The sequence below is a fragment of the Botrimarina mediterranea genome (assembly GCF_007753265.1).
GTDB lineage: Bacteria > Planctomycetota > Planctomycetia > Pirellulales > Lacipirellulaceae > Botrimarina > Botrimarina mediterranea.
In genome coordinates this window covers 2,366,160-2,378,038 of record NZ_CP036349.1, presented here as the reverse complement: position 1 = coordinate 2,378,038, position 11,879 = coordinate 2,366,160, and the positions used below count along the sequence as shown (strand labels likewise).

Genomic DNA, 11,879 nt, shown 5'->3' with positions numbered 1-11,879 from the left:
CTTTCAGATTCCCGTTCAGCAAACAACACGCGGCCCGAACACCGAGCGCACCTCCGTGAGCTTTGATGCACGAGCCACGCGGTTCTTCAGGGCATTCCAACAAGTCAAACTACTTGTGCTGACTGTGCTTGTCGTGATCGTCCGCCTTCGTCGCAACCACAAACATCGCATCATCGCCGCACTTGCCGCAGACATGCTTTACTTCTTGATGCTTGCCCTTTCCTTTGCCAGTACCTTCAACCGTCACCTTGCCGTCGCAAGCGGAACAGGTATGCTTGTTACCGACCGTCATCATTTTCACGTGTGACTTGTCCTTGCCGACAGCATGAACGGTCACGATTTTGCACATACTGCATACCATCGCGATCGAATCGCCCGGCTTGAGTGCTTCCGCTTCGGCCTGCGTCTTGATCTGCGTCATTCTCATCATCTTCATTTCGGGACCGTGATCGTGCGTCCCGCTGTGCGAATCGTGACTCTTGTCCTGAGCGTGTGCCAGTCCGGTGAATGCGATCGCTATGCAAAGAGCGATTGCCGCAACCACACTGACTCCACCAATACATTTGGTTTTCGTTTGCATGAGGGTCTCCTGCTTTCTGTTAGGTTCAGTAACTATTTGTCCTGTTTGGTTTCGGCACTACTCCTTTCCTTCTCCAATCAACGCTTGACGTTGCTCTTTCGTCAGTACACTGGCGGCTTCTCCGACAGAGCGGATGAATGCAATCCGAGTAGCGACTTGGAGCTGGGCAATCTCTTTGGCTTTTGCTTCGATTTTCTTGATGTCTGGTTCAGCGGCAGCCGTCAGCTTCCACAATTCCTGTTCGGCTTCTGCGATTTCGCGCTGGGCCGTTGAAGTCGCCAGCAACGATGACTCCTTGATCGAGTTGAGTTTCTTTTGTTGCTCGTCGGACAGCGTGATGTGCTCGGGGTGATCGAGAAAGAACCCGGTCTGGCCGATGTGATACACATGCGACGCTCCGGGGAATCCGGGCAATGCCGATGGCATGTCCATCCCGGCCATTGAGTCCGATGCCATGGCAGGGTTCATTCCCATCATACCCATGCCCATCATTCCCTTCTTTCCTTTCATCATGGACATCATTCCCATGCCGCCCATGCCTTCGTCCATCATGCCCATTCCCATCCCTGACAGTGAGCTGTCCGAATCCCTTGGCATGGCTTGCGTTGCGGCCTTACCCTGTGTCGCCCCCACCCCCATTCCGCCGATTTGCTGCATAGACGCAGTAGAAGAATCTGTCGAAGTTGGAGCCCCGTAGAGAGATTGATGCTGTGTCTCCAGCGCAGCTTCCAGGGCCGCCACCTTGGCATGGAGGTTTTGCAGTTCGGCTACAAGATCTGCTTGGTCAAGCGACGAACGACTCGCCGTATTCTCTTGAGCATACGCGATAGAGGCGACTACAATCGCCATCAAAGCAGCGGCAATAGCGATTGTATGTTGATAGCGAATCATAGCGATCATTGAGCACTCCTGTTGAAACAAGGGAACACTGGCGATCTGGTGAAGGCGCGCTATCGTGTGTCCACGTAGCGTTTGGGGTCGCTAACAAACGTGTCCCGGCACCCCTCCACACAGAAATAGAACGTCGCACCGTCGTAATTTGCAGTCGCTGCGGCCGCCGACTTGCGAATTCGCATCCCACACACCGGGTCGGTGCATAGGCTCCCCTGCTGGTATTGATCGACTTCTTCGATCCGCAGGTAAGTCTCCAAGAAACTGACGAGGTGCGACTCCACCCAAGACGTGAACGCTTCCTCGTCCACGTCATCCAAATCCCAGATCACCTGGTCGTGTTTTTGAAACTTCATGAATATCGGTAGGATGGAGAGATCGTAGTAGACGACCACTTTTTCGATCCGTTCGTCGGGAGTGACGCCCATCTGCAACTCTACCGTTGCCGGAAAGCGTGCCGAGTGGCGGAACCGACAACTCACCAGGCACCGACCTTCTACATGCTGGACTTCGGCATTCTCAAACCGGCTGGCGAGTGCCAATACTCTCGGCAGAAGCGTTTTCTCAATCAGCTTGCTGGCGAGTACGTCGTACTCTTCGTGGCGGGCAGCTAAAACTGCCATCTCTAAGGCCAGCTGAGTCTTCTCGTCGCCCTCCCGTTCTGTTGCTTTCGAGAGGCGGCGGTCTACCTCTCGCTTAAATCGGTCCATGGCGTCCATGACGTTCCTCCGTAATCAAGGTTGTTACGTATTCGCCTATGGCGATCGATGATACTCTGCTCTTAGGCGAATCCTCGAATCGGTCCCTCTGGCTTAGGGTACGATCCCCACGCTTGTTTCCCGATGCCGTAACGGAAGTATTGGCCAACCTCACGAAACCCGCTCTTGAGGAATCCGGCTCGCGCCGCATCGTTGGTTATCTCCGTGGTCGTCACGAGCCATCGGACGCCACGTGTCCGGCGCAATTTCGTCGCTGCGTGTCCAAGAATGGCCGGCATAAGCCCCAACCCGCGCGATTCAGGTGTGGTAAAGACGTTGAACACAAACGCTGCGTCCGCCGAAAGCCTGATTTCTGTGGCCGTTGCGGAATGGTAGCCTTCGTTCATTTCCTTCTCTGCGATTCCTTCGTGCAGCCACGCAAACGATTGAAGTCCCTCTGCGGACTCGGCTCCAACGCACCACATCCGATCTTCGTCGATTCTCTCCAGGTAGGCTTCCGAATAGAGAAGCTGGCCACTGGCCGCGTACTCCGCTGCTAACCCTGGTGACAGGAAACGAATTGAGTGAGTATCCATGCTTCGCGTAGTATCTTGCGTATCTACGTCTAGTACCAACACACGCACCGCCTCCATTGGAATCACCCGTTGGGCAAATAGGTAGGGAATTCGGAATAACTTGCGAGTTAGCACTTGGCGCTCTGCAGCAAATCGCATCTGAGTGGGGCGGCGACTACCCACGTGTGATTCTCACACGCTCTGCCGTGGTCGATCAGAAATCGCTGTGTTGTTGGTAGGCATGGTCACAGACTACTTGTTTGGATGCAAAGCTGCCCTGGCTTCTTCACGCGAGCCGATGAAAAACTGGGGATTTCCAAATGGCGCAGAGGGGCCGTGGCTCAAAAACGTTTGCAACGGGTCGCAGATCGCTGACCAACCGCTAAGGCGTGGATTGCGGGCGTGAGTGCGCTGCTAGTGCGACCGGTTGGATGCGAATCCGCGGTAGGTGGCTCTCAGATGCCCATCATGCTCCTTGCCTACGACGCCTTCTCGTCCAAGTTGAATGCGATTCAACGCGCACGGCACAGTATCGCGGACGCACGACGCCATGCAAGTGAAGCCACTCTGGGAGCAAGTCAAGCAAGAAGTCGAAGCGTTCTACGGCGACGGGCCGTACGACACGTGCGGCGTTCGCGATCACTTGGAAGAAGAGAAGATGTGCCAGATCATCCCGCTACGCGGCAACGCGAAGAGCCGTCTACACGGCAACTCGAAGGTTTAACCGCTGGAGCGAGACGAGTTTCTCCGGCAGATCCGCCGTGACGGCAAGCCGGTATGGAAGGAAGAAATCGGCTACCACCGACACAGTCTGGCCGAAACCGCCATGAGCCGCTTGAAGATGACCTTCGGCACCCGTCTCAAGAACCGCGAACCACCCAGTCAAAAGACCGAAATCGCCCTCCGCACCTAGTTCCTCAACGCCTTCGTCACTCTCGGCATACCTCTCTTAAGCTGGATTTTCGCAGTATGGCCAACCCAGGATTGAAGTGGCCGACGAGTACAGCAGAAGCGATCCATAGATTGCGGTCTGACTTGCAAATGGTGTCGAGAAGGTAATTGATGAACAAGTGCCAGACGACGCCTTCGAGCAAGCCGAGGAGAATATGCCTGAGTTCCACGGCTAGTTCTCCTACTAGTTTTAGGGGCTGTAGGCCAGTAATCGAAGTGCATTGAAGACCACGACCAGCGTGCTGCCTTCATGAAGTGCGACTGCCGGGCCGATGCTGAGACCAAAGATGGTCGCCGGTACGAGAAACGCGACCATCCCCAGACTCATCCAGAGGTTTTGGCGGATGATGCTGCGTGTCGCGCGGCTCAGCCCGATTGCCAGTGGCAGGTGGTCGAGGTTATCGGCCATCAAGGCCACGTCGGCGGTTTCCAAAGCCACGTCGCTTCCGGCGGCCCCCATCGCGATGCCGACTGAAGCCGAGGCCATCGCGGGGGCGTCGTTGACGCCGTCGCCTACCATTGCTACGCCAGCTTCACTGTTCAGCTTCTTGATTTCAGCTACTTTATCTTCGGGCATCAGGTCGCCACGCGCTTCGTCGAGTCCGACGGCTTTGGCCACCGCATCCGCAACTTGCTGATTGTCACCGGAAATCATGATCATCCGCTTGATGCCGAGTTTTCTCAGTCGGGCAATCGTCCGCTTGGCCGCTTCACGCGGTGTGTCCATCAGTCCTATGACGCCAAGGTAGCGGTCGGCGTGGCGAACGATCATAGTCGTGCGACCTTCACGCTCTAGTGACTCGACCAATTCGCGAATCGCGTCCGGCAGCGGCGGGCCTTCGACTTCGCCAAACAGATCATCTTTGCCGATGTGAGCCAACTGACCCTCCACTTCGGCTTGGATACCTCGGCCCGTGATGCTTTTGAGGTTCATTGCCTGGGGTACTTCCATTCCCTCAGTCAGTTTATCTCGTCCGTCACGCACCACGGCTTTGGCCAGGGGATGCTTACTGAGGTCTTCAACTGCAATCGCGATGCGAAGCAGCTCAGATTCCTCGAAACCTTCTGCTGCACGAACGTCGGTAACCCGTGGTTCGCCCTCAGTCAGAGTGCCCGTCTTATCGAACGCGACAGCATCGAGTTGGCCAAGACGCTCTAGCGGTCCACCCCCTTTGACGAGCACGCCCCCGCGGGCCGCACGAGCAACTCCGCTGAGCACCGCACTGGGGGTCGCGATCGCCAGAGCACAAGGACTCGCAGCAACCAGAACCGCCATGGCCCGGTAGAAGGATTCGGAGAGTGTCTCGTCAATCACCAACGGCGCGAACAGCAGCAACACAACCGTCGCGATCACGGACGGCACGAAGTACCGTTCGAATCGCTTCGTGAACTGCTGTGTTGGCGAGACGCGGGTTTCCGCTTCGCTGACCATAGTGACGACGCGAGCAAGCGTATTCTCTGCCGCCGTCTTGGTGACCTGAATCTCGATAGCCCCGGCCTGGTTGATCGTGCCAGCAAATACCCGACTCTCCGCTGCAATCGACTCCGGGTCTGCCGCTGCCGCTTCGAGATCGGTGACGGGCTGCTTGTCGACAGGAACGCTCTCGCCAGTAATTGGCGCCTGGTCGACGCTCGACTCTCCTTCGATCACAAAGCCGTCCGCCGGTATCCGCTCGTCCGGCTTTACGATAACAACGTCACCGACGACCAGTTGTTCGACAGCGACTTCGGCTTCAGCGCCGTCGCGGCGCACGCGAGCCGTTCGCGGCGCCAGTTCTGAGAGGGCTTCGATGGCCCGCTTGGCGCGCCCCATCGCATAGCCTTCCAAGGCGTGCCCAATGCTGAACAAGAACAGCAGTAGCGCGCCCTCGGCCCAGGCCCCCAGAGCCGCCGCGCCGACAGCGGCGACGATCATCAAGAAGTCGATCTCGAACTTGCTTGCCCGAATCTTCTCGACGGCTTCGGTGACGGTGTAGTAGCCCCCGAAATAATAGGCCGCAATGAAGCACGCCAGCGGAACCCATCCTGACATCTCCGTAAATGTCTCAAGCAGCCATCCAACGAGCAAAAAGGCTCCACACAGGACGGCAAAGATCAGTTCGCTTCGAGGGCCAAAAATTCCACCGTGGGCGTGGTCATGCCCGGAACTATCATGAGCACCCTCGTGGCCTTCATCGTCATGCTGGTGACCGGCATGATCTTCGTCCTTCCGCACTGCCTTCTTTGACCACTCACCAAGCGTGGAATCTATCTTTTCCTCGTTGGTAATTTGGCGATCGAATTCCACACGCATCGTGCCATCGGGCGAGACGACGGCTTCAACGACCCCATCGATACGCGATAGCCTAGCTTCTATTGCAGAAGCTCTGCGTGCATGCATCGATCCGATTCGCGTGACAAGGTGTCCATAGCAGTCGTCGAGTCGCGCACCCGCTCGCTGCGCCACTTCACGAACATCGGAGAGCGAAATGACAGATGGATCAAAATGGATGCACAACTGATCCGCTCGACTCTCATCGGCCTCAATGCCATGCGCGTCACTGATACCGCCTCTTATCTTGAGTTGTTCAGCGATTCGCCGGACGCACTCATCACGGACGTCCGGCACGCCGGGCAGGAGCAAGCTGAGTGAAATCTTCGTCTTGTTCATAGGTCGCCTTTACTTCTCAGGGATTTGGCTGCCTTCTCGGCTTGAGTTCCAGCACCGCATTCTTTGACGAGGAATCAAGCCGAAGCATCGTTGCCTACAGCCGCATCCTCCGGGTGTACGTTCCAGGCATCGCGCCCAGCATGAAAGGCTTCCCAGGCGACGTAGGGAACTATCAGCAGGGCCGCAACAGGGTCGGCCCACCACCACCCTTGCCAATGCACTAGTCCGATTCCTAGCAACACCACGATCGTTTGATACTCACAGATCATCGTGTCGATAGCGTCGTACTTCAGTGACGGCGAATCTGTCTCCATCCCGAACCGGTATTTTCCCCATGCCAGGATCGGATTAACGACCAAAGACACCATCAGAATTCCAATTCCCCACCAAGAAATAGATGATGTCTCACCACTGACAACCTTGCTGATTGATTCGTAAAGTATGAACAGCACAGCGATGGCGAACGCAACCGACAGAACGCTCAGCGCAATCTTCTTCCGTTTCAGAACATTGCGTTGGCCGATGCCCTTCTCTTCACCGTGAAGCCGCCATATCATGAAAGCCGCTGAATTGCTCTCCACAATGCTGTCGATCCCCCAACTAATCAGAGCCGAACTGCCGGTTGCAAAACCAGCGGCCAAGGAAACGCCGACTTCCAGCAGGTTGTAGATCAGGCTGACGGTCTCCAGATGACGTCCTTTGCGAATCTGGTTAGCTTGTTCATCGCTCATGCTGTGTCCCTCCTATTGCAGCGAAGCAACCCTCTTTCTGATTTGGACGACCTCATACTGACGCGTAAGCACGCCTTGGACTCTGGAGACATCCACATTCTTGGTGCCTTGATCATCGCTATCCACGGTGTCATCAAATTGGGCAAATCGAGCGTGGCCATCTTCCGCCTACGGTAATGTCGAGTAATTGGATCAGGATTTTACGACGACACTTCCCTTGAACAAGCTGCTAGCAACAACGGCCCGCACATCGGTAGCAGGCCACTCTCGAAACCGTTCACACGCTGATCTTTCATATTGCTATTCCTTACCCATATGTTCGAAGGGTCGGGTTAGTACCAGAGTGGCCGGACGGGGCAGCTCCCCGCCCAACCACTTCGGGCAATTCGCTCTTATCTAGCAAAGCGTAAGTCGCCAACTTCTAAGGTCCACAACTGGGGCACCCTCCTCCGGGACGATGGTTCTTGTTGGTTGATTGACAACCCGTCGCAGTGATGCAAAGCAAGACTGCAACGAGCAACGCTGAAATACCTATACTTGGCATCTTCGGCATCCTCCATGAGAAAGTCAACTTGATAGCAACGCCCACAACGGGCAAAGCAATTAGGTTACAGTAGGTCTTGTTTTAAGAAATGTATTAAGCAGAGATTCGGCTTACCACTTTTCTTGTGGTGCGGCCGCTTCCTGTCGCGCGTGACGCGAGGCGATGCTGCAAAGCGTCAATCAGCGAGTGAAGTATGCCCCCGTAAACGATGATGTCATCGGCACCGGCCATACTGAGCCACTCGTCGATCGCACTAGGGCCTTTCGGCGTGTAGATCCACACCGATCGGTAGGCGTCAATGATTCTCAATTTGGCGGACGTGAGCCAAGCACTTTCGTCTGGTTGTGTGCCATTGATTAGAACTAGCTCCGCCTTATGGCGCACTAGCTTGTCCGCGAGTTCCGTCGCGCTCTCGGCCCGGTCCATGACCAAGCCATGTTGCTGGAACAGTGTCTCAATCGAGGCATAAACTTCATCGCGAAACTCGACGACGATCACAGATCCAATCGTCTCGCTGTTCAGAATAACTTCGCGAGGCTTAGGCTGCCTTGCTTTGCTGGGGCTGCAAAAGCCCGTGGTACTAACATGGCCTTCAACGTCGCGCGGCGCGCATTCAGAGGCTAACATGGCTAACTCCTTTTATTGTACTTGGCTTGAAATGTAGACAGCGTGCCGGCAATGCCCGTCAAAATGGGAAAACCTATCGCACCAACGGTGGCAGCGATGCAAGCGGACACGAACGGTATCAATCGGCTGAGTGGATACCAATCAACGAGAAGCTACGCTAGCGACACATCGAAAGGCTCAGAGCCATTTTCAAGTCAAGAACCGGCAGAGAAGTATACATGTCTCCAGCGGCGACCAAGAATCGTTCGCCCGATGAAAGCGGAGAAGCCTTAGCGACGAAGGCTTAGGCACGATCGGCCAATAGGGCACATAGAAGTCCGCATGGTCAATTAGTTCATATAATCCCGCCCATATATCTGAAGGGAGTGGGACGACACCGAAAGGAGCCTGATGGCACTGGCATGAGCAGGGCTGCGAGGGAATCGAGCCGTCGTCGCTACTGACGGGACAGCATATTGCGGAACATTCTGAACAGCCAACCGTGTTGTGAGTATCGCCTTGGTCATAACAACAAGCACAGGATGACGAACCCGTCGTCGGGCACGGTGAACAGACGCATTGCTCCGCCAATGCCGTCTGGCACAAAATCGCGACGGCCAGGCATAACGCGACAGCCTTTCGAACAACAAGATTGATACGTCGGAACATTCTAACGCCAGAATAGTTGAGTTGTGATGGCTGGCCATCGTTCATTAGATATCTATCAATATCGCCCGCATGACTTCAATACATCAACTGCTTCACACTCACAGGGGACAGTGTTCCAACTCTAGTGTTTATCGACACCTATACGTACGCTAAGCAGACTACTGAACGTCAAACACGACAAGATGATTGCCTTTACTTGAGCGAACAAGCATAAGCACCGGTCGGTCGGCAGGCGCACTGCTCGCCGCTGTTTCGTAGAGTTTCGGATCGACCGTTGCGTGCTCGTTGTAGCGTACGACGACCATTCCCGCAGCAAGCCCTTCCTTGTAGGCCGGGCTTGCGACCGCAACCTCAGTAATGAGGGTGCCCTTCTGGTCTATCGGGATACGCAACTCCCTGGCCACATCTTGTGTCAACGTGGTAAGCCCCATCCCGAGCGCCTGATCAAAGTACTCGCAAGGGGTTACGGCGTGTTCCGCAGCTAAGGCTTGAGTGTCCATTCTTTCGTGGGGATATCCAGTCATCTTCACAACCATGGCAATCGAACGTCCACCACGAACAACTGAGAATGCGTGCTTTTCCTCTGGTTTGGGCTCGTCATGCAGTTGCTCAGGCCGGAAACCTTCGTCGATTGGCTGGCCATCGAAATGAGTGATGATGTCGCCTTCGGAGAGGCCCGCTTTCGAGGCCGGAGAACCTTCTTCAACGTCTTTAACGTAGAGTCCACCTGCAACAGGCAGCTCAAGCTGTTTCGCCACTTCTGGAGAAAGCTTCTGAGTTTGGCAGCCGAGATACGCCTGCATCGGTGGCCGCTCGTTGTTCCTGGAGCCGATAAAGTCCGTCACTAGGTTGACAGGAATTGCCAATCCGATGCCTTGAAACTCTTCACGCGAGCCGAAAGCCCCGGTGATGATGCCAATCACTTCTCCATCGAGATTGAGCAAAGCGCCCCCAGAACTACCAGGGTTGGTTGCAGTGTCGTTCTGAATCATGGGATGTGGAATGCCTGGCACCCATCGGTCCATTGCACTGACTATGCCCGCGCTGACCGAACGCTTGAGTTCGTAAGGATTCCCCAACGAGACAACCCAGTCACCGACTTCCAACTCATCCGAGTTGCCCAGGCGAACGGCAGATAGCTCTCCTGCTCCCTCAATTCGCAGCAGCGCCAAGTCCGCTTCTGGATCGGAATACACTTCGACTGGCTCGAATCGGCGACCGTCCGGCAGGACAACGAATACAACATCAGCCGCTGCAACGACGTGGTGACACGTCAGTATCAAACCCTGCGAATCGACGATGATCCCCGACCCTTGCTCGTCGGGAGACCCCGCATCGGGGTAAGCAGCAGGCCCGGACGTTTTTTGCGTCGAGGGATGCGTACCCCCACGAGCCTCCATGCTCCGCCATTCCGGGGTCTCGTGAGGGCCCCGCATCGTGTAGATCGTCACGAGCCCCGGAGTCGCCCGTTCTGCCGCTTCGCGAAACTCAGTCGAAAGTTTCTGCGCAGGCGTCTCGTCCTTTTTCTCCGCCGTCTGGTTTAGCTCAGCAGCGTAGGCTAGGTCATGAACGCAGGAAAGTGAGGCGGTCGCCAACACAGCAATCGCCACCGCTCTAGCTACAAGGAACCCGTTCATAGAGATCGCTACCTTTCCCATATTGACCAAGTCAAATCCACAAAGTTGTTGTTAAGTATTATTGGTCATGCTCTTCATGCGATTCTCCGTCGTGGTCGTGAGCAATGTTGCCACGGAACTGCTTTCCGCCAATGGTTACTACGAGCTGGGCTGCTGCTCCTTCATGGTCTAGGTCTTCAGCGAGTTCGGCATCGCTTGACGTGAATCGCGAAGACTTACCGACTGGATCGCTCGCTTCCGGGCTCGCGACCAGTTTGAACTGCTCCGCGTTTCCGTCATGGCTGAGATTAACGAGCAGCTCAGGCGCCTCAGTTGGAACGGCCGCTTTTGCAGCCGAGTCGAGCAGATAGACCGTCACGGTTCCCGCTGCGTCATCATGCACCAGCTCGGCGTGGTACTCTTCATTGCCTAGCTCGATTAGCCCACCGTGATGGGGACCTTCACTTGGGTGATCATGCGAATCGACAGTCGCGGGTGGTGCGGTACCAACAACGCCATCTTGAGACTGGCCACAGCCAACTACTGTGAGCAAGAGAGCGGAAACGCTGGCAATCGTTCCGGCAAGTAAACGTGAAATGTTCATGGTTCTCTCCGAGGTAAGTGGGGTGATAAAGAACAAGACTGTGAATAAGAGGTAACTAGTGGTCGTGGTAGTCTTCGTGCTTGACCTCGAACCCAGCCGATTCAAGCCATTTTATCCAAGCTTCAGCTACCTTGTGATTGGGGAATTCAACAGCGGTCCATTGAGGACAAACGAAGCGAATATCCGTGTGTCCGGCGTGGCCTGTCGTTTCGATTTGACAACGTAGTGCCTGAGTGAGGATGACAAACTCGTCGGCCTTCCCCGGTTGATCAAAGTGCTGAGCGCCCCAAGCCGGGGCACGGTACAGGACGATATCGCCATCAGATGCCGCATCGCCCTGCTCATGGTCATGCCCTTCGTGATGAGCGTGCTCATCGTGGTCAGGACTGTGCCCGTGGATCGTCTCAAAACCCGATGCACGCAGCCACTCTTGCCACTGGTGAGCGAGCGTATCCGACTCAACTCGCAGAGGTCGCCAAGAGGGCGAGCGATAGGTGACATCGATGTGGCCCTCATGCTGGTCCATGCGGACTTCAGCGCCGAGCCTTGTGAGGGTCTCCGAATGCTGTTTTGCTTTTGTCTGGTCATCGAAGTGCTTGGTCTGCCACTCCACCACGCGATGCGCGATCACTAGTTCCTGATTGCCGTCGTTGCGGTCTGCTTGAGCATGGGCACCACTCGCTAGCGAAACGAGTAGGAAGGGGGCCAACAGTAACATCTGCGTTAACATCTGCGTTTTCATGGAAGGCTTCCTTAGGTTAATG

At 55.5% G+C, this 11,879-nt stretch carries 11 protein-coding genes; 1 reads left to right on the top strand and 10 read right to left on the bottom strand.

Going from position 1 to position 11,879, the window contains the following annotated elements; genetic code table 11:
* Nucleotides 1–109: 109 nt before the first annotated feature.
* From Spa11_RS09515 to Spa11_RS09500, 4 genes are all read right to left on the bottom strand, one after another.
* Nucleotides 110–580: a hypothetical protein gene (locus tag Spa11_RS09515; RefSeq protein WP_145111323.1), complete on the bottom strand. Its 471-nt coding sequence runs from the start codon at nt 578–580 to the stop codon at nt 110–112.
* 57 nt (nt 581–637) lie between these two features.
* Nucleotides 638–1,480, bottom strand: a complete 843-nt coding sequence (locus Spa11_RS09510; RefSeq protein WP_145111320.1) for a Spy/CpxP family protein refolding chaperone — start codon at nt 1,478–1,480, stop codon at nt 638–640.
* 50 nt (nt 1,481–1,530) lie between these two features.
* A complete protein-coding gene (locus Spa11_RS22895) occupies nt 1,531–2,190 on the bottom strand; it encodes a YHS domain-containing protein (protein WP_197529864.1) in 660 nt (219 codons plus the stop codon).
* A gap of 62 nt (nt 2,191–2,252) precedes the next feature.
* Nucleotides 2,253–2,765, bottom strand: a complete 513-nt coding sequence (locus tag Spa11_RS09500; protein WP_145111317.1) for a GNAT family N-acetyltransferase — start codon at nt 2,763–2,765, stop codon at nt 2,253–2,255.
* Nucleotides 2,766–3,249: 484 nt separating this feature from the next.
* Here Spa11_RS09500 and Spa11_RS09495 point away from each other — a divergent pair, with 484 nt between their 5' ends.
* Nucleotides 3,250–3,468, top strand: coding sequence for a transposase (locus tag Spa11_RS09495; protein ID WP_145111315.1), 219 nt, complete (start codon nt 3,250–3,252; stop codon nt 3,466–3,468).
* A 417-nt stretch (nt 3,469–3,885) separates the two neighbouring features.
* Here Spa11_RS09495 and Spa11_RS09490 read toward each other — a convergent pair whose 3' ends face one another.
* The 6 genes from Spa11_RS09490 to Spa11_RS09465 all read right to left on the bottom strand — a co-directional run bounded on the left by Spa11_RS09490 (nt 3,886) and on the right by Spa11_RS09465 (nt 11,857).
* On the bottom strand, nt 3,886–6,345 hold the full coding sequence (locus Spa11_RS09490; protein WP_145111312.1) for a heavy metal translocating P-type ATPase: 2,460 nt from the start codon (nt 6,343–6,345) through the stop codon (nt 3,886–3,888).
* A gap of 74 nt (nt 6,346–6,419) precedes the next feature.
* The gene (locus tag Spa11_RS09485; RefSeq protein ID WP_145111309.1) at nt 6,420–7,076 is read right to left on the bottom strand and encodes a cation diffusion facilitator family transporter; all 657 of its coding nucleotides are present in this window, start codon (nt 7,074–7,076) and stop codon (nt 6,420–6,422) included.
* 637 nt (nt 7,077–7,713) lie between these two features.
* Nucleotides 7,714–8,247 carry a hypothetical protein gene (locus tag Spa11_RS09480; protein ID WP_145111306.1) on the bottom strand — a complete coding sequence of 178 codons (534 nt, stop codon included), beginning with the start codon at nt 8,245–8,247 and terminating at the stop codon, nt 7,714–7,716.
* 806 nt (nt 8,248–9,053) lie between these two features.
* Nucleotides 9,054–10,532, bottom strand: coding sequence for a trypsin-like peptidase domain-containing protein (locus Spa11_RS09475; RefSeq protein WP_197529863.1), 1,479 nt, complete (start codon nt 10,530–10,532; stop codon nt 9,054–9,056).
* Between the two features lie 58 nt (nt 10,533–10,590).
* Complete coding sequence (locus Spa11_RS09470; RefSeq protein ID WP_231933218.1) at nt 10,591–11,115, bottom strand: hypothetical protein; 525 nt, start codon at nt 11,113–11,115, stop codon at nt 10,591–10,593.
* A gap of 55 nt (nt 11,116–11,170) precedes the next feature.
* Nucleotides 11,171–11,857, bottom strand: a complete 687-nt coding sequence (locus Spa11_RS09465; protein WP_145111300.1) for a hypothetical protein — start codon at nt 11,855–11,857, stop codon at nt 11,171–11,173.
* Nucleotides 11,858–11,879: the final 22 nt, after the last annotated feature.

Bases quoted from the DNA above. Each gene is read 5' to 3' on its own strand.
- Spa11_RS09515 (WP_145111323.1), bottom strand. From the start codon at position 580: ATGCAAACGAAAACCAAATGTATTGGTGGAGTCAGTGTGGTTGCGGCA.
- Spa11_RS09510 (WP_145111320.1), bottom strand. From the start codon at position 1,480: ATGATCGCTATGATTCGCTATCAACATACAATCGCTATTGCCGCTGCT.
- Spa11_RS22895 (WP_197529864.1), bottom strand. From the start codon at position 2,190: ATGGACGCCATGGACCGATTTAAGCGAGAGGTAGACCGCCGCCTCTCG.
- Spa11_RS09500 (WP_145111317.1), bottom strand. From the start codon at position 2,765: ATGGATACTCACTCAATTCGTTTCCTGTCACCAGGGTTAGCAGCGGAG.
- Spa11_RS09495 (WP_145111315.1), top strand. From the start codon at position 3,250: ATGCGATTCAACGCGCACGGCACAGTATCGCGGACGCACGACGCCATG.
- Spa11_RS09490 (WP_145111312.1), bottom strand. From the start codon at position 6,345: ATGAACAAGACGAAGATTTCACTCAGCTTGCTCCTGCCCGGCGTGCCG.
- Spa11_RS09485 (WP_145111309.1), bottom strand. From the start codon at position 7,076: ATGAGCGATGAACAAGCTAACCAGATTCGCAAAGGACGTCATCTGGAG.
- Spa11_RS09480 (WP_145111306.1), bottom strand. From the start codon at position 8,247: ATGTTAGCCTCTGAATGCGCGCCGCGCGACGTTGAAGGCCATGTTAGT.
- Spa11_RS09475 (WP_197529863.1), bottom strand. From the start codon at position 10,532: ATGAACGGGTTCCTTGTAGCTAGAGCGGTGGCGATTGCTGTGTTGGCG.
- Spa11_RS09470 (WP_231933218.1), bottom strand. From the start codon at position 11,115: ATGAACATTTCACGTTTACTTGCCGGAACGATTGCCAGCGTTTCCGCT.
- Spa11_RS09465 (WP_145111300.1), bottom strand. From the start codon at position 11,857: ATGAAAACGCAGATGTTAACGCAGATGTTACTGTTGGCCCCCTTCCTA.